The sequence below is a fragment of the Pseudomonas brassicacearum genome (assembly GCF_003732265.1).
Classification (GTDB): domain Bacteria; phylum Pseudomonadota; class Gammaproteobacteria; order Pseudomonadales; family Pseudomonadaceae; genus Aquipseudomonas; species Aquipseudomonas brassicacearum_D.
Genome location: NZ_MOBK01000006.1, coordinates 559,611 through 576,883 on the forward strand (window position 1 = coordinate 559,611; position 17,273 = coordinate 576,883).

General features: G+C 60.3%; 17 protein-coding genes. 7 read left to right on the top strand and 10 right to left on the bottom strand.

Going from position 1 to position 17,273, the window contains the following annotated elements; all coding sequences use genetic code 11:
* Window positions 1–29: 29 nt before the first annotated feature.
* The 5 genes from BK660_RS15325 to BK660_RS15350 all read right to left on the bottom strand — a co-directional run bounded on the left by BK660_RS15325 (window position 30) and on the right by BK660_RS15350 (window position 4,741).
* Window positions 30–395: a DUF6124 family protein gene (locus BK660_RS15325; RefSeq protein ID WP_123433979.1), complete on the bottom strand. Its 366-nt coding sequence runs from the start codon at window positions 393–395 to the stop codon at window positions 30–32.
* A gap of 379 nt (window positions 396–774) precedes the next feature.
* The gene (gene lapD / locus BK660_RS15330; protein ID WP_123433980.1) at window positions 775–2,715 is read right to left on the bottom strand and encodes a cyclic di-GMP receptor LapD; all 1,941 of its coding nucleotides are present in this window, start codon (window positions 2,713–2,715) and stop codon (window positions 775–777) included.
* Window positions 2,716–2,737: 22 nt separating this feature from the next.
* Entirely contained in the window at window positions 2,738–3,445 is a 708-nt protein-coding gene (gene lapG / locus BK660_RS15335) for a cysteine protease LapG (protein WP_123433981.1), read from the bottom strand.
* A gap of 302 nt (window positions 3,446–3,747) precedes the next feature.
* Window positions 3,748–4,143, bottom strand: a complete 396-nt coding sequence (locus BK660_RS15345; RefSeq protein ID WP_123433983.1) for a YbaN family protein — start codon at window positions 4,141–4,143, stop codon at window positions 3,748–3,750.
* A 10-nt stretch (window positions 4,144–4,153) separates the two neighbouring features.
* On the bottom strand, window positions 4,154–4,741 hold the full coding sequence (locus BK660_RS15350; RefSeq protein WP_123433984.1) for a UPF0149 family protein: 588 nt from the start codon (window positions 4,739–4,741) through the stop codon (window positions 4,154–4,156).
* A 404-nt stretch (window positions 4,742–5,145) separates the two neighbouring features.
* Between BK660_RS15350 and recQ the strand changes: the two genes are divergently transcribed.
* The 4 genes from recQ to BK660_RS15375 all read left to right on the top strand — a co-directional run bounded on the left by recQ (window position 5,146) and on the right by BK660_RS15375 (window position 10,028).
* The gene (gene recQ, locus BK660_RS15360) at window positions 5,146–7,272 is read left to right on the top strand and encodes a DNA helicase RecQ (protein ID WP_123433986.1); all 2,127 of its coding nucleotides are present in this window, start codon (window positions 5,146–5,148) and stop codon (window positions 7,270–7,272) included.
* A gap of 119 nt (window positions 7,273–7,391) precedes the next feature.
* The gene (locus BK660_RS15365) at window positions 7,392–7,826 is read left to right on the top strand and encodes a MarR family transcriptional regulator (RefSeq protein ID WP_123433987.1); all 435 of its coding nucleotides are present in this window, start codon (window positions 7,392–7,394) and stop codon (window positions 7,824–7,826) included.
* A gap of 127 nt (window positions 7,827–7,953) precedes the next feature.
* Window positions 7,954–9,696 (top strand): motility hub landmark protein FimV, encoded by a 1,743-nt coding sequence (locus BK660_RS15370; RefSeq protein WP_123433988.1) that lies wholly within the window; start codon window positions 7,954–7,956, stop codon window positions 9,694–9,696.
* A 44-nt stretch (window positions 9,697–9,740) separates the two neighbouring features.
* A complete protein-coding gene (locus BK660_RS15375; RefSeq protein WP_123433989.1) occupies window positions 9,741–10,028 on the top strand; it encodes an Rdx family protein in 288 nt (95 codons plus the stop codon).
* Here the strand turns inward: BK660_RS15375 and BK660_RS15380 are convergent.
* Window positions 10,022–10,915 carry a DMT family transporter gene (locus tag BK660_RS15380; protein ID WP_123433990.1) on the bottom strand — a complete coding sequence of 298 codons (894 nt, stop codon included), beginning with the start codon at window positions 10,913–10,915 and terminating at the stop codon, window positions 10,022–10,024. The two genes, BK660_RS15375 and BK660_RS15380, sit on opposite strands and share 7 nt — an antisense overlap.
* Before the next feature lie 78 nt (window positions 10,916–10,993).
* Window positions 10,994–11,752, bottom strand: a complete 759-nt coding sequence (locus BK660_RS15385; protein WP_123433991.1) for a helix-turn-helix transcriptional regulator — start codon at window positions 11,750–11,752, stop codon at window positions 10,994–10,996.
* A gap of 129 nt (window positions 11,753–11,881) precedes the next feature.
* Here BK660_RS15385 and BK660_RS15390 point away from each other — a divergent pair, with 129 nt between their 5' ends.
* A complete protein-coding gene (locus BK660_RS15390; protein WP_027922292.1) occupies window positions 11,882–12,697 on the top strand; it encodes a UDP-2,3-diacylglucosamine diphosphatase in 816 nt (271 codons plus the stop codon).
* 175 nt (window positions 12,698–12,872) lie between these two features.
* On the opposite strand, the gene BK660_RS15395 is transcribed toward BK660_RS15390, so the two are convergent.
* The gene (locus BK660_RS15395) at window positions 12,873–13,463 is read right to left on the bottom strand and encodes an HD domain-containing protein (RefSeq protein ID WP_123433992.1); all 591 of its coding nucleotides are present in this window, start codon (window positions 13,461–13,463) and stop codon (window positions 12,873–12,875) included.
* Between the two features lie 29 nt (window positions 13,464–13,492).
* The gene (locus BK660_RS15400; protein WP_027922294.1) at window positions 13,493–13,804 is read right to left on the bottom strand and encodes an Mpo1-like protein; all 312 of its coding nucleotides are present in this window, start codon (window positions 13,802–13,804) and stop codon (window positions 13,493–13,495) included.
* Between the two features lie 161 nt (window positions 13,805–13,965).
* On the opposite strand from BK660_RS15400, the gene BK660_RS15405 reads away from it, so the two are divergent.
* Window positions 13,966–15,027, top strand: coding sequence for an AraC family transcriptional regulator (locus BK660_RS15405; protein ID WP_123433993.1), 1,062 nt, complete (start codon window positions 13,966–13,968; stop codon window positions 15,025–15,027).
* On the opposite strand, the gene BK660_RS15410 is transcribed toward BK660_RS15405, so the two are convergent.
* A complete protein-coding gene (locus BK660_RS15410) occupies window positions 14,984–16,438 on the bottom strand; it encodes a TrkH family potassium uptake protein (protein ID WP_123433994.1) in 1,455 nt (484 codons plus the stop codon). The genes BK660_RS15405 and BK660_RS15410 overlap by 44 nt on opposite strands.
* 121 nt (window positions 16,439–16,559) lie before the next feature.
* Here BK660_RS15410 and BK660_RS15415 point away from each other — a divergent pair, with 121 nt between their 5' ends.
* Complete coding sequence (locus BK660_RS15415; RefSeq protein WP_123433995.1) at window positions 16,560–17,126, top strand: nitroreductase family protein; 567 nt, start codon at window positions 16,560–16,562, stop codon at window positions 17,124–17,126.
* Window positions 17,127–17,273 lie beyond the last annotated feature (147 nt).

Here is a 17,273-nt window from a genome sequence, read left to right on the forward strand (position 1 = left end):
ACAGTCCAGCTCCTGACCATGGAATATGGCTAGCCGTGCGGGTCGACGTTGTCGAGCATTCGGTTCACCGCCATTTCTCCCAACATCACGGAGTTTTGAATGCCCAGCAGTGTGTGGCGCTGTGTGCCGTTCAACTGCCCCGCGAAATCACTCAACATCACACTCGCCGACGCCAACGTTTCACAGGCATTCACCAGCAAGGTTTCGTTATCGGTGTCGGGCCCGACGAAGTAGATCGTGCTGGGTTTGCGCGGGGTGTCTTTGGGGATGACCGGTTTGAGGTAGTAATCGAGGGCGCGGTCGGCGGCGGTGTTGAGTTTTTTGGAATCGTTGGATTCGTAGGGGGAAACGTCGTCGGTGTCGGTTTCTGGCGGGTTGGGTGTGATTTTGAACATGGTGGAGCTCCTTTGAAAAACAAGACCACCAGAACCTGTCGCTAAACAGGTAAGGGTGGCGACTGTATGCAGGTTAGCGAACCGGTCAAAGGCAACCCGGTAGACCCGAAGGTCTCCCGCATACAGCCACCATAACGTAATTGCCGACGTCAAAAGTCTGCAACAAAGTCTGGAGCACTGATGCACTTTGAATAGTCCGGGTCGCTAAACCCGATCGCTGATTGGCAGCGATGCGGAAACGATAAAGATCAGGGTCAAAGCGCACAAGCCGGCAGATTCTGGCGCAGTCGTAGGCAACGGCGCAAGAATATGTAGCCTGAGTGAGTGTCTGGAGGTGTCTTTTAAACACCGGTGTTTACTGCCCAATCATCGCGTCCGGCTACATCGGCTCCGGCGGCCCGATCAACCGTCCCATCACCCCAAACAACCCCAGTTCCCGAATCATCTCCAACTCCCCCTGCGTCTCCACCATCTCCGCAATCAACGGCAGATCAATACTGTTGGTCGCCCGGAAAATCGCATCAATAAACAGCCGCTTGTCAGGCTGCACATCAATGCTGCGGATGTACGCGCCATCGATTTTCAAATACGCCAACCCGAGCTGCGTCAGGTTGCCGATCTGGCTGAAGCTGCCCCCAAAGTGCTGCAAGCCGATGCGGTAACCGGTGTCGAGCAGGCTATGGCTCAGGCGCTGCAACTCTTCGGGCGGCGGCAGTTGGCGTTCGTCAATTTCCAGGGTCAACAGCGGTGCCAGTTCCGGTAGTGAGTCGAGCAAGTCGATGATCTGTCGCAACTGTGCTGGATCGCGCAGGGTGCTGCCGGACAGGCTCAGCGCCAAGGGCCAGCGGTTGACGACGAGGTAATCGAGGGTCGCTTCGAGCATCGCCAGGTCAAACCGCGCTGACCAGCCGAGGCGCTCGATCCACGGCAGGAAATGCCCGGCGGCAATCGCTTCGCCGGTCGGGTCGAGCAGACGCGCGAGGACTTTGTGGTGCAGCACCTGGCTGGTGTCGGCGCATTGCACTACGGGTTGGAAATACAGCTGCAGTTTGCCGTGGGTCAGGGCGTCGTCGATCCAGGCGCGCCAGTCGTGCTGGGAGTGGTTGTTCGCGGTGCTGGTATCGGCCAGATGTGCCCAAGGTCGCTCGGGGTGTTGCCGTGCTTGCGTCAGCGCCTGATCGAGACGCAGCAGCACGTCGCTGGCCGGTTCGCCGGGGTGGTAGGGGACGATGCCCAAATGCGCCACCGGCATGCAATCGCTGGCGCCGGTCAGGCGCAGGTTTTCCAGGGTCGCACTGATTTCCGAGGCCAGGCGTTCGGCGTCGGCGCCGTCCAGGCCCGGTGTCAGCAGGCTGAACTCACCACCGCGATTGCGCGCCGCCAGCCAGGTACGACGTTCCGGCAACTGCGTCAGGCGCTTGAGCAGTTCGCCGACGGCGCTGATCAACGCATCGGTGCGCTGACCACCCAGGCGCTGGTTGAGGCCGATCAGGTCGTTGACCCGCAGCATCAGCAAATGGCCGGCGCTGCTCTGTTCGCTGATCAGCAGTTGATCGGCCAGTTGTTCATCCAGCAAACGGCGATTGCCCAGTCCCGTGAGACTGTCCTGATAGGACTCGGCCCGCAGTTTTTCACTGCGCGTGGCTTCTTCGGCGAACAGCGCCTTGAGCTTCTCGACCATCTGGTTCATGGCCAGCACCACGCGCCGCAATTCCGGGGTGCGCGGCAGCTTCGGCAGGCTCAGGAACTCGCGTTTGCTGATGGCTTCGGCCTGTTTGACCATTTTGTCGAGCGGGCGCAATTGCCGACGCAACAACCAACCGCCGAACACCGCGCTGAGCAATCCGCAGACCAACAACCACAGCAGACTGCCGAGCGTGCTGTCCCAGAGTTTGGCCAGGGCGAATTGCGGATTGCTCAACACTTCGACCCGCGCCACCTGTTCCCAGCCGCGCATGATCAGCGCGTCGCCACCTTCGGGGCGCAAATTAACGAGCCTGACGAACCAGCCTGGAACGCCGTCGATTTTTTCGGCGGCGCTGCGTTCCACCAATACCTGGTCATCGACGATATTGACCACGCGGATGCTGCGGAAATAGCCGCTGTCGTAAATCGAGCTGACCATCAACTCGATCATGGCCGGGTCGTCGATTTGCGCGGTCAGCGATAAACCCAGTGCGGTGGCGGCGTCCTGGGCATGGGAGCGCAACTGGCCGAGCATTTGTTCGCGGGAGCTTTCCAGGCTGACAAAAAAACTGCCGCTGAAGGCCACCAGCAGGAACAGGCAAATGGCGAGAAACAACTGTTTGCGCAGTGACATAAATCGCTCCTTGCTATGAAGGCTAGCCTTCGCCCACGGCGAATCCTTCGGTTTGCATCTTTTTCAACACGTCTTGCCAGCGCGACAGTTTTTTTGTGTCGCCGCTGCGTTTTCCACCATTGGCCCCGGGCAAGTACAGGCCCTCGGCGTTGAAGGCGTACACCGGCAACAGGTCTTTACGCTGGGATGCGGGGCGGATTTCGCTGATCAGGTTGTCCAGCACCAGCGGTTCGGCCGTGGGGCTGCTGTAGAAGGTCAACACCATGTGCGCCTGGTTTTGGGCCAGTGCCTTGACGTAGGTGATGCGCAATTTTTCGCTGGGAACGCCGAGGTAACGCAGGCTGAAATACTTCGCCAGCGCGTAGTCTTCACAGTCGCCGGCGCCCTTGATAAGCGATTCTTCTGGCGTGGCCCAGTAATCGGTCTGACGCCAGATACGCATGTCGTCCTGAAAATTCAGCTGCTGGTTGAAGAACTGATTGACCGCATTCAGTTGCTCGCGCTCGGGTTGCTTGAGTTCGCTTTTGAGCATTTGACTCCACGCCTCGATTCTTCCTTGAGCGGGGCCGAGAGGACCGTAGCGTTTTTCGGCGGTTTGCAGGATCAGGGAAAAATCCCAGTCGGCAAGGACACTGCCCAACCCTGTCAGCAGAAAACTGACCAACAGCAGCCACCCGCCGAGCCGAAGTCGGAGCGTTGACCATCCTGGACTACGCGGACGACGTGACATGTCTGGCTGCTCGCGTGCAGATGACTGAAGTCTAGGCGGTGTTTTCAGCGAGGACGGACAAATTGTCGGGCTGCCTTTTGTAGCGAGGGGGCTTCAATAGTGAGGGGGCTTTTGTGGTGAGGGGGCTTGTCGGAATGCCGCATCACCCCGTTCGGCTGCGCAGCAGTCGTAATCCAGTCCTCGTGGTGTGTCAGGAGAAATTCGGTCTGCCGGATTGGGGTCGCTTCGCAACCCAACGGGGGCAAGCCCCCTCGCCACAAAAGCCCTATAGCCACAGAAGTGAACTGGCTACAGAAATCGGGTCAGGGTGTTTTCAGGGTTTTTTGCTTGAGGATGTAGAACGTGACGAGCACGGCGCTGGTCAGCATGAAGCCGCGGGCCCATGGCAGGGGCACCAGGTAGCAGGAGAACAGGATGCTCGCCCACATCAGCCCGATGGCGTAGACCTTGCCTTTGAGGGGAATGCCGTTGCCGTCGAGGTAGTCGCGAATCCACGGGCCCAGCCGTGGATGCTCCACCAGCCACTGATAGAAACGCGGCGAACTGCGCGCGAAGCACGCGGCGGCCAGCAACAGAAAGGGCGTGGTGGGCAAAACCGGCAGGAAAATCCCGATCACCCCCAGCGCTACGCTCAGCCAGCCGATGGCCAGCAGCACGTAGCGCAACATCAGGGAGCGGTTGCCTATGGGGTTGTCCATAGGCAAGACCTTAGTGATGACGTGGCTTGAGGATCGCCGGTTTTTCGTCTGGCGCGTTGCACAACAGGTACAGCGCGGTCAGGGCTTCCGGAATCTGTACGATCATGTCGTCCATCAGGTTGGCATCCTTGGCGATGTCTTCGAACTCTGGCTGTTCGTCGAACAGGCCCGAACCGACCATGATCGGCAGGAGCATTTCGCTGACTTCGTCTTCGGCGGTTTCGAACCAGGCGGCTTCGCGCAGGAACACGCCTTCCATGAAACCGATGCACCAGCCGCGCAGGTCGGAGTCATCCGGTTCTTCGCCCAGGTCCAGCTCGCAAGGCAGCTCGAACTCTTCGTCGGACGCCAGTTGGCGGGCGATGTGAGCCTTGAGGGCGAGCAGGGTGGATTCGATGGCTTCGCGCTCGGTGTCGTCGGCGTAGTGCGGCTCTTCGGCGAAGAGGGCGTCGATCCATTCACGATCCGGAACTTCTTCGGAACAGATCGACAGCGCGGTGAGGTAGCCGTGGGCGGCCACGTAGTCCAGCGCCTCGTCATGCAGTTCGTCGGCGTCGAGGAAGACTTGCAAACGGGTTAGTTGCTCAGCGAAGGACATTAAAGGGCTACCTTGGGAAATAAACAGATGCGGGAATTCTAGGCCTTCTTGAGCGCTCAGGCCAGCCGCGCGGCATATTTACAGCCTCAGAACAACGCGTTCCCTGTAGGAGTGAGCCTGCTCGCGATGTCGGTGGGTCAGTCAACATTGATGTCGAATGTAGTACCGCTATCGCGAGCAGGCTCACTCCTACAAGGGTTCTTTATTGCATTGGGCTCATGTGTCTTATCAGCGGTGCCCTGCGCAAGGGAGGCCTCGGGTATACTCGCGCGTTTTGTGATGCCCTGCCGGCGTCGCGGCTGGAATGTGAAGCGTCATGCAACGCGCACTTACGATTTGTCAGTGCAGCGTGCGTGGTTCTGAACCAGCCTTGCAGGGATGTTTTTGTGATTTTTGGAGTTTTTATGCTCGAACAGGCTCAACGCGTCCTCAAGGACATCTTCGGCTACGACAGTTTTCGTGGCCGTCAGGGTGCAATCATTGAGCGCGTGGCCAGTGGTGGCGACGCCCTGGTACTGATGCCTACCGGTGGCGGCAAATCCTTGTGTTTCCAGGTGCCGGCGCTGTTGCGCGAAGGCCTGGCCGTGGTGGTATCGCCGCTGATCGCATTGATGGACGACCAGGTCGCCACCCTCGAAGAGCTGGGTGTCGCGGCCGCGGCCTTGAACTCCACGCTGAGCGCCGAACAACAGCGCGACCTGGCGGCCCGCATCAAGCGCGGCGAAGTGAAGATGCTCTACCTCGCGCCCGAGCGTCTGGTCCAGCCGCGCATGCTGGCCTTCCTGCAAAGCCTTGAAATCGCCCTGTTCGCCATCGACGAGGCGCACTGCGTGTCGCAATGGGGTCATGACTTCCGTCGCGAATACCTGCAACTGGGGCAGTTGGCGGAGTTGTTCCCGAATGTCCCGCGCATCGCCCTGACCGCCACGGCCGACAAGCGCACCCGCGAAGAAATCGTCGATCGCCTGCATCTGCAAGACGCCGAACGCTTCCTGTCGAGCTTCGACCGCCCGAATATTTTCTACCGCATCGTGCCCAAGGAGCAGCCGCGCAAGCAGTTGCTCGCGTTCCTCGCCGAGCGGCGCAGCGATGCCGGCATCGTTTACTGCCTGTCGCGCAAGAAAGTCGACGAAGTGGCGGTGTTCCTCAGTGAACAAGGCTTTCCGGCGCTGCCGTATCACGCCGGCCTGCCCAACGAAACCCGGGCCCATCACCAGAAGCGCTTCCTCAACGAGGAAGGCCTGATCATGGTCGCCACCGTGGCGTTCGGCATGGGCATCGACAAGCCTAACGTGCGCTTTGTCGCGCACCTCGATTTGCCGAAATCCCTTGAAGCCTATTACCAGGAAACTGGTCGTGGTGGCCGTGATGGCCTGCCGGCAGACGCCTGGATGGCCTACGGCCTGCAAGACGTGGTGATGCTCAAGCAGATGTTGCAAAACTCCGAAGGCGACGAGCGCCATAAGCGTCTGGAGCAGCACAAGCTTGACGCGATGCTCTCGCTCTGTGAGGAAACCCGCTGCCGTCGCCAGACGTTGCTGGCCTACTTCGACGAAGACATGCCTGAGCCGTGTGGCCATTGCGACAACTGTGTCGACGGCGTGCAGACCTGGGACGCCACCGAGCCGGCCCGTCAGGCACTCTCGGCGATTTATCGCACCGGCCAGCGTTATGGTGTCGGGCATCTGGTCGACGTGTTGCTGGGCAAGGACAACGAAAAGATCCGCAGCATTGGTCATCAGCACCTGTCCGTGTTTGGCGTCGGCAAGGCCATGGGCGAGAGTGAATGGCGCTCGCTGTTCCGACAGCTGGTTGCCCGTGGACTGGCCGACATCGACCTCGAAGGCTACGGCGGCCTGCGCCTGAGCGACACCTGTCGGCCGCTGCTCAAGGGCGAAGTGACGCTGGAACTGCGCCGCGACCTGAAGCCGCAAACCACCGCGAAAAGCAGCAAGAGCCAGGCGAGCCAACTGGTGCGTGGCGAAGAGCGCGAACAATGGGAAGCCTTGCGTGCCCTGCGACGCAAACTGGCCGAAGAACATGGCGTGCCGCCGTACGTCATCTTCCCCGACTCAACGTTGCTGGAAATGCTCCGCAGCCAGCCAACGTCGCTGGCAGAAATGGCCACGGTCAGCGGTGTGGGTGCGCGCAAGCTCGAGCGTTACGGCGAGGCCTTCCTCGAAGTGCTGGGCGGTCAGGTCGAGGCACCGAAAGTCGTGGCCGACGTGCGCCACGAACTGATCACCCTGGCTCGCGCCGGCATGACGCCGGTGCAAATCGCCGGCCAGCTGCAATGCTCGGAGAAGAACGTCTACACCATGCTCGCCGAAGCGATTGGCAAGCAGCAGTTGTCGCTGGAGCAAGCGCTGGACCTGCCGGAAGAACTGATGGGCGAAGTCCAGGATGCGTTCCTCGACGGCGAAGGTGAATTGCCAGCGGTATCGGAGATCGCCGCGCTGTTCGCCGGGCGGGTGCCGGAAGGCGTTTTGTACTGCGTGCGTGCCGCCCTGCAATCGGAATTTGAGGTTTAAGCGGTCCTGTAGGTTGATGTAACGATTCACTACAGACCAAACCTTGCCTCAATCCAACGGCCATGCTTAGCTGACTAATAATTAGTTTTAATTAATTTCAGTCTAATCATGAGTGTTTTATGCCGTTAACCGATCAACACCGTTTTGGCATGCAACTGGCCCAGATGTCGCGTGGCTGGCGTGCCGAACTGGACCGTCGTCTCGCCGGTCTGGGACTGTCCCAGGCGCGCTGGCTGGTGCTGTTGCACCTGGCCCGTTTCGAGGAAGCCCCGACCCAACGTGAGCTGGCGCAAAGCGTCGGTGTCGAAGGGCCGACCCTGGCCCGTCTGCTAGACAGCCTGGAAACCCAGGGCCTGGTACAGCGTCAGGCGGTGCTGGAAGACCGGCGGGCGAAAAAAATTGTCCTCTGTGCGCCGGCGCTTCCCCTGATCGAACAAATTGAAACCATTGCCACGCAACTGCGCCTCGAGTTGTTCGCAGGCGTCGATGAGGCGGATTTGAAGGTGTGCATGCGGGTTCACGGGCACATTCTGGGCAACCTGGAAAAATCTTGAGGCATAACCACTCGCCAGACTTTTGAGATACCCCGTTGGGCAGACTATAAAGAACTACTACGCAATATCGTGTTCGTACCGGATGTGCAAACACGCATAGGTTGGTTCTGTTATCTAAGGGATGCTCATGCTCCAGAGTTGGCGGTTGGTTTTACGGTGTGGCGTCAGGTCGCTTCTGCTCAGTGGCGCTATCACCTACTCGGCATTGGCACCTGCGTTGGGCCTGGGGGACATCACGCTCCACTCCGCGCTGAACCAGCCGTTGAGTGCCGACATCGCCCTGGTGGATGTCGGTGGTCTGGAGGAGGGCGAGTTGTCCGTCAGCCTGGCGACGGCGGATGAATTCAGCCGAGCCGGCGTCGAGCGGGTGTTCTTCCTCAACAATCTGAAGTTCACCCCGATCCTGCGAGGCAATCGCAACCTGATCCGGGTGACCTCCAGCAAAGCGGTCAAAGAACCTTTTCTGAATTTCGTGGTGCAGCTCAATCAGCCCAACGGGCGCTTGCTGCGCGAATACACGGTACTGATCGATCCGCCGGGCACGCCGGGGATTGAACCCGTGGCTGATGAGCCGATTGCCGAGCCTCAGCCTTCTGCATTTCCGGTCGTCAAACCGGCCAGTGCACCACCAGCCCCTGTGAAGAAGCCCACTGCCGCGCAACCTGCCGTCGCGCCTGCGAGTGATCCCGTTGTGGCCGAGCAACCGGCCGCCAGTGTCCTGCAAAACCAGCAACTGCAAAAAACGGTCGATGAGTTGAATGCGAAGCTGGCGGCTCAGGACGAGCAGATCGCCGGTCAGAAAAAACAGATCACCGAACTGCAAACCCAATTGGCTGAAGTCAAACAAACGCCAGCCGAGCCCTCTGCGCCGGTGGCTGTCGCGCCCGCGCCTGTGGTTGTCGAGGAAGCGAGCCACTGGCCATTGATTATCGGGCTGCTGGCACTGGTGGCTTTGGTGCTGCTCGGGCTGTTCCTTCGTCATCGACGTCAGCAGATCGCGGCCTTGCCCGAGGCCGCCCCCGATTTGCCGTCACGGCAGGAGCCGATGCTTGATCCTCCTGTGCAGCCGTTGGTCCAAAAGCCCCTGCTCAAACCAACCTCTGATCATCGTGAAGAAACCCCCGCGGGCGATGTGCTGGAAGGGGTCGGCATCTACCTGACCTATGGCCGATTTTCCGAAGCCGCTGCCATGTTGCGAGAAGCGCTGGTCAAGGAACCTCAGCGCACGGATCTGGCGGTGCAGTTGCTGGAGGTGCTCGGCAAACAAGGCGATGTAACCGCCTATGACGCGCAGGAAAGCAGGCTGCGAAACGCCGGGTTCGACCCAGAAAAACTTCAGGACATCCGCGCCAGCCATCCGAAGCTGAGCAGTGCTGCACCCGTGGTGGCCGCGCCCATAGTCGCCCCGGTGGAAGCTGTGCCCAACGATGAATTTCAGTTGAACCTGGATGAATTGTCGATGGATTCAAATTGGGATCTGGTCAGCCCCTTCGACAGTCCACCGCCCGCTGCCAAACCCTCGGACGAGCTGACCTTCACCTCGAACCTGCACGTGATGCCCGACGTGTACGAATTGCCTGACGAGTCGTCGCGCCAAGCGCCTGAACTGGAATGGGACCCCGTGCCTGACACGCCGTCACTGGATGACGACTTCCTCGACGAATTCAACGATGCGCCTCCGTCGCTGGAACTTGAACCGCTGAGCCTGGCCCCGGCGGCGGCTTCCAACGCCGGCAAACTGGAACAAGCCCAGACCTGCATCGACGATGGCGACCTGGACCGCGCGATCAAGCTGCTCAACGAATTGCTCAAGGACGGCGACGAGCCGCTCAAGCAGACCGCCCGCAGCCTGTTGGCCGGTATCGGCTGAGACTCTATGATGGTTGCGCCTCCAGACTCAGAGACTTGCCTGTCATGACCGCGCACAAACCGGAAATCGTCATCACCTACTGCACGCAATGCCAATGGCTGTTGCGTGCCGCCTGGTTGGCCCAGGAACTGCTCAGCACCTTCGGCGATGACCTGGGCAAAGTGTCGCTGGTGCCCGGCACCGGTGGGGTGTTCCATATTTTTTGCGACGACGTGCCGCTCTGGGAGCGTAAAGCCGATGGCGGCTTCCCTGAAGCCAAGGTGCTCAAGCAGCGGGTCCGCGATCAGATCGATCCGGACCGCGACCTGGGCCACAACGACCGCACTCAGTGAGACGCCGCTTCAGCCGCCACGGTCTTTTTGCTTGAACCACCGGACAGCCGGCTGGAGACCACGATCGCGACGATGATCAGCGCACCGCCGATCAGCATCCGCAACGTCGGGTTTTCATTGAACAACAGCCACGCCATGGTGATCCCGTAAACCGGTTCCAGTGCGAATACCACCGCCGCCGTGCGGGCCTTGATCACCGCCAGGCTGGCGACGAACAGACTGTGAGCGACGCCGGTGCAGAACACCCCGAGCAGACCGATCCACAGCCAGTCGAGGCCACGCACTTCGCTCAACTGTGGCACTGCCACGGGCAGCAGGCATAGCGCGACCACCACGTTTTGACACAGCGCGGCCTGTACCGGCGGGATCCGTCCGGAACTGGCCCGGTTGGTCAGCGACAGCAGGGCAAACAACAACCCGGAACCGACAGCCCAGAGCAGGCCAGTGGTGGCGCCGCTCGCCAGATCGAAGTCCGGTGTGACCAACACCAACCCGACACTCACCAACACCACCAGCAGGATTTCATTGGCGCGAATCCGCTCGCGGAAGATCAGCCCTTCGAGGATCACGGTAAACGCCGGGAAACTGGCAAAGCCCAGGGTCGCAATCGCCACACCCGCCACCTTCACCGCAATAAAGAAGCTCACCCAGTGCCCGGCCAGCAGCAAACCGCTGAGCAGCAGGCGGCGCCAGTCCACGGCTTCAAGTTTCTGCCAACGGGTGTTGCTGGCGAATCGCGCGAAAACCGCGAGCGCCAGCACCGCAAACGCAGCCCGGCCAAAGACGATGACAGCGGGGGAGGCGGCGGCGAGTTTGCCGAACACACCGGTCAGGCCAAACATCAATGCGCCGATATGCAGGGCGCCAAGGGCGGTACGGGGAGTCATTGCAATCCTTGATCAATACAACCAACAGAGGTGCAGTCTAGAGCGCTGGCGGCGCACCTGTCTGTCGTCAGACTCGCCTCATTTGTCGCCAGCCTCGCGCCGCAGTTTGCCGGGGGAGGCGCCAAACTCGCGCAACACTGCGGCGGCGAAGGCGCTCTGGGAGCTGTAGCCGACCCGACTGGCAATCTCGCCGATGGGCAATGGCGAATCCCGAAGCAATCCCACCGCAATATGCAGCCGTCGACTGCGGATGTAGTCCATCGGCGTCTGCCCGCATTCAGCGACAAACCGTGCATGCAGCCGGGCGCTGGACAGCCCGGCGATCCCGGCCAGGTCTGCCACTTGCAGCGGATAGGCTGCATGCCGGTCAATGTGCGCATTCATCGCTGCATACGGCAGGCGTCGTCCGCCCACGCTGGCTGGCTTGGCGTTGTTGAGGCTGGCCAATAACAACACCGCGCCTTGCTGCGCGATAAACGGATCGTCGACCTGACTGCCCGCCAGCCAACTGACCAATTGGCTCTGCCCTGCATCCAGCGGCAAGCGTCCGGCGTTGTCGAGCAGACGGCGGCTGGCCACGGCGTGATCGCCCAGCGACTGTGAAACCCATTGATCGCTCGGCACATCCAGCACCAGGCAGCGGCTGCCATTGCTGCTGCCGCAGGCGTGATGGAAACCGGACGGCACCACCACGAAGCTCTGCTGCACCACCTGACTGCCACGCCCGTCGACTTCGAAATCCAGCGCGCCCGACAAGCCGAACACCAGTTGGGCGTGGTCGTGGCTGTGGACGATCAGGTCGTGGGTGTACTGGCGTAGTGTGAGGATCGGTCGCATCACTGCTCTCCCGGGCAAGATGAGGCCAGTCTACACCGGCCGGTTGCTGTCACAGGAATGACTCACCACTGTCATGGCCGATTAACCCGACCGGCGCAAGCTTGGAAAAACCATCGCAGAGGGTTGCCCATGACCAGCGCCGAGCTCGCCAAACCCAGTCGTAAGCAACGTGTGCGGACCTTGTGGATTTCTGATGTGCATCTGGGCACTCGAGACTGCCAGGCCGAGCACCTGTCGCAGTTTCTCAAGGGCTACCACGCGGACAAGATTTACCTGGTCGGCGACATCATCGATGGCTGGAAACTGCGCGGCGGCATGTACTGGCCTCAGGCGCACACCAACGTCATTCGTCGTTTGCTGACGATGAGCAAACGTGGCACCGAAGTCATCTACGTCACCGGCAATCATGACGAATTCCTGCGTCGGTATTCCAAGCTGATCCTGGGCAACATCCAGTTAGTCGACGAAGCCGTGCACGTCACCGCCGATGGCCGTCATCTGCTGGTGATCCACGGCGATCAGTTCGATGTCATCACCCGCTACCACCGCTGGCTGGCCTTCCTCGGGGATTCGGCCTACGAATTCACCCTGACCCTCAACCGCTGGCTCAACCATTGGCGCGCGCGTTATGGCTACGGCTATTGGTCGTTGTCGGCGTACCTCAAGCACAAGGTGAAGACGGCGGTCAGCTTCATCAGCGACTTCGAGGAAGCCATTGCGCACGAATGCGTGAAGCGCGAGTTGCATGGCGTGGTGTGCGGGCACATTCACCATGCCGAGATTCGCAAGGTCGGCGAGGTGGATTACCTCAATTGCGGGGATTGGGTGGAGTCGTGCACGGCGCTGATCGAGCATTGGGACGGGTCGATCGAATTGTATCGGCTGGCGGATGCGCAGGCGCGGGAAGCGGAGTTGAAGGCGCTGAAGGTTGCCGAGCCTGCCTAGGCATGGCCTTTGTGGCGAGGGGGCTTGTCGGACCGCCGCATCGCCCCGTTCGGCGGCGAAGCCGTCGTAAACCGACGCATGAGGTCTGTCAGGAGTAACCGGCTGAATGGTTTTGGGGGGCGCTTCGCACCCCAACGGGGGCAAGCCCCCTCGCCACAGGGTCCCCTGAGGTCCATCAAGCCGGCGAATATTCTTCCATCGCCGCTTTGTAGATCGAGTTCTTCGGCTGCGCAAACAAGCGTTCCATCATCGGCTCAAAGAATCTCAACGGCAGCGTGTCATACGCCGGGTCAAACGCCGCCGCATCGTATTTGGCACAGAACTCGATGGTCGCCTGATACTGCGGATGCTCGCTGAACTGCTCGCGCAGGTGCCGATCCATGCCCAAATGATGGAAAAAGTAATAGCCCTGGAAAATCCCGTGTTTTTCCACCATCCACAGGTTCTCGGCACTGACGAATGGCTTGAGAATCGCTGCCGCAATGTCCGGATGGTTGTAGGAACCCAAGGTGTCGCCGATGTCATGCAGCAACGCGCACACCACATATTCCTCATCACGGCCATCGCGCCAGGCGCGGCTCGCGGTTTGCAGGGAGTGGGTCAGACGGTCCACCGGGAAGCCACCAAAGTCGCCCTCGAGCAACTTCAGGTGCGCCACAATCCTTGAAGGCAATTGTTTCGCGTAGGCACTGAAATCCGCGGCGATGATCGCCCAGTCTTCCTGCGTGCCATCCTTCATGTGGGTGAAACGGGCATTGGCATTCATCGACTATTCTCTCTTCGTGTTCACGACGCTTAAAACGGCACGCGACCCAGAATCATGTCGCGGTACATGACAAAGTCGCCGAGCAGGCTATAAAGAGGATGCTGGAAGGTCGCAGGCCGATTCTTCTCGAAAAAGAAATGCCCGGCCCAGGCGAAGCTGTAACCCGCCAGCGGCAGGGCCCACAGCAGCAGCCACGCGCCTTTGCCGATGGTCAGGGCGAGAATGAAGATGACCAGCGTCGTGCCGATGAAGTGCAGTCGTCGGCAAGTACTGTCACTGTGCTCGCTGAGGTAATACGGGTAGAACTCAGCAAAGCTGTTGAATCGTTTAATGTTTTCCACGACTGCGATCTCTGTGGTTATTGTTCTGATAGCAAGATGTGCTGCGGGTAGCTTATTTGAGTCTAGAGTGATCATTGGCATCAGCCAGTGACAATAGGCGCCACTTTAGTATCCTTCGAAAACTAGCCGCGTCAGACGGCTCACTGAAGTAAGCAAACGCCATGAGCGAACGAACGACTTCTGCAAGCTGGGCGATGGGGATTGTCAAAGCACTGGAGATGGACGGCCTGGATTGCCGGGCGTTGTTCAAGCAGCTAGGGCTCGACTACGCCTCACTGGATGATCCTGATGCGCGCTTCCCGCAAGATTCCATGACGCGGCTATGGCAGCGCGCGGTCGAGCTGTCCGGCAACCCGGCGATCGGCCTGAACATGGGCAAGGTGGTGCGACCGGCGTCCTTCCATGTCGCCGGTTACGCCCTGATGTCCAGCCAGACCCTGGCCGAAGGCTTTCAGCGGCTGGTGCGCTATCAACGGATCATTGCTGAAAGTGCCGACCTGAGTTTCCGTCTGCTGGATGAAGGTTATGCGCTGATTCTGACGGTTCACGGCGACCACCTGCCGCCGACCCGGCAAAGTGCCGAGGCTTCACTGGCCTGTGCGCTGGCGTTGTGCGGCTGGTTGACCGGGCGGACCTTGCAACCGCTGAAGGTGCTGTTACAGGGCGATCAACCGGTCGACCTCGAACCCTATAAACAAGCCTTTCATGCGCCGTTGCTGTTCAACGCACCTTACGACGCATTGATCTTCGAACGTGCTGACATGGAAGCACCATTGCCGACCGCCAACGAAGCGATGGCGCTGTTGCATGACCGGTTTGCCGGCGAGTACCTGGCGCGGTTTTCCGAGAGCCGCGTGACGCACAAGGCGCGGCAGGTGTTGTGCCGTTTGCTGCCACAGGGCGAACCCAAGCGCGATACCGTGGCGCAGACGCTGCACCTGTCGCAACGCACTTTGCAGCGACGCTTGCAGGAAGAGGGCACCAGTTTTCAGGCTTTGCTCGATGATACGCGGCGGGAATTGGCCGAGCAGTACCTGGCCCAACCCACCATGACCTTGCTGGAAATTGCCTACCTGCTGGGGTTCGCCGACCCGAGCAATTTCTTCCGCGCCTTCCGCCGCTGGTTCGATGCCACCCCCGGCGAGTACCGGGCGCACATGTCGGAAGCGGCGGCGCAGATCAGTGGCGCCAGAACGCAGGAATGCACAGAACAAACACCGTAATGATCTCCAGTCGGCCCAGCAGCATGCCGAACGACAGAATCCACTTGGCGGCGTCCGGCAACGTCGAAAAGTTACCCGACGGCCCGATGGTCGGACCCAACCCCGGCCCGACACCGGACACGGTACTGGCCGCGCCGGTCAGGGCGGTCATCCAGTCCACGCCGAGCAGTGAGAGCAGCAACGCGATGACGCAAATGGTGATGGCGAAGAAGAACGAAAAGGTCAGGATTGAGCGCACGATTTCTTCGTCGAGACGGTGACCGTTGTACTTCTGTTTGATCACCGCGCGCGGGTGAATCAGTTGATTAAGGTTGGCCTTGAGCAGGATATAGGCGACCTGGAAGCGGAATATTTTGATACCGCCGGCCGTCGAACCGGAGCAGCCGCCGACAAAGCCCAGGTAAAAGAACAGCATCAGCGAGAAATTGCCCCACAGGCTGTAATCCCCCAGCGCAAAACCGGTGGTGGTGACCACCGACGTCACGTTAAACGCCACGTGCCGCAACGCTTCGAGCCAATGCAGTTGGGTGGTCCACCAGTACCAGGTGCCGAGCACCAGCCAGGTCACCAGCAACATGCCGAGCATCCCTTGAACCTGTTGATCCTTGATCAAGGCCCGCCGGTTGCCGCGCAAGGTTGCGACGTACAGGGTGAAGGGCAGGCTGCCGAGAATCATGATGACAATCGCCACCCAGTGCACCGCCGGCTGCGTCCATTTGGCCAGCGACTGGTCCGAGGTGGAAAAGCCGCCGGTGGAGATCGCTGACATCGCGTGGTTGATCGCATCAAACAGGCTCATCCCGGCCCACCAGAGCGCCAGGCTACCGATGATGGTGATGCCGACATAGGCCGCCACGATCAGGCGCGCCACCATGTGCGAACGGGGCATGACCTTTTCCGAACGGTCGGAGGACTCGGTCTGAAACAGGCGCATGCCACCGATGCGCAGCAGCGGCAGAATCGCCACCGCCATGCCGATAAAACCGATGCCGCCGAGCCAGTGCAGCAGCGAGCGCCAGATCAGGATGCCGGGAGACATGGTGTCCAGGCCGCTGAGGACCGTGGAACCGGTGGCGGTGATGCCGGACATGCTTTCAAAGATCGCGTCGGTGAAACTGACGTGTTGAGCCAGCATAAAAGGCAGCGAGGCGAAGAGGCAGACCACCAGCCAACTGCTGACGGTCAACAGGTACATGTCCCGTGGACGCAGGTGGATGTGTTCGGGACGACCGGGGATAACCATCGCCAGGCCGGCGACAAAGGTAATCATGCTCGACCACAGGAACGAGGGCAGCTCGTGGGTGCGGTCGAAAATCATCAGGGTCGCCATGGGCACGACCATGGCAATGGCCAGCGTGATCAGGAAGATGCCGATGATAAAACCAATGATCCGTAAGGTCGGCAACGCCATGAAATCCGCTCGGGCTGTTGTGGGAGTGGGCGCCATTCTACCTGCGGGGCAGGGCATGTAAACCGACGCCGCTTGTGCACTTGCAGCTAGAATAGCCAAACATTTTTTCAGGAGGTGGCCGATGCAGGCTCTCGACGCTTTGCTCAACCGTGTTTCCGTTCCACGACTGCTTGACCCGGCACCGACTGCGGCGCAACGCGAAGTGCTGTTTGGCGCCGCCATGCGTGCCCCGGACCACGGTCATTTGCAGCCTTGGCGCTTCCTGACCGTCGAGGGCGCGGCGCGCGAGCAAATGGGCGAGCTGCTGGCCGAAGCGGCGAAGCTGCAAGACAGCGAGGTGTCCGAAGCGGCACTGGACAAGGCGCGCAACGGCCCACTGCGTGCCCCGTTGGTGGTGGTGGTGATTGCGCGGGTGCAGGATCACGTCAAGTACCCGAAATCCGAGCAACTGCTGGCTGCGGGCTGTGCGGCGCACGGCATTTTGCTGGCGGCGTATGCGCAAGGGATTGGCGCGGTATGGCGTACCGGTGAACTGGCCTATTCGGCGCATGTGGCCAAAGGGCTGGGGTTGGCGGAAGGGGAAGAGGTGATTGCGTTCCTTTACCTCGGCACACCGCAGAAAGAACCGCGGGTGGCCGAGAAAGTCGACCTCGCCGAATTCGTCAGCGCGTGGCCTGATAAGTCCTGACATTCACATCAAATCAAATGTGGGAGCGGGCTTGCTCGCGAAGACGGTGGGGCAGTCAACATTTCCGTTGAATGTGAAGCCGCTTTCGCGAGCAAGCCCGCTCCCACACTTGATCTAAGGTGAACGCACATTTTGAGAGTATCCGTT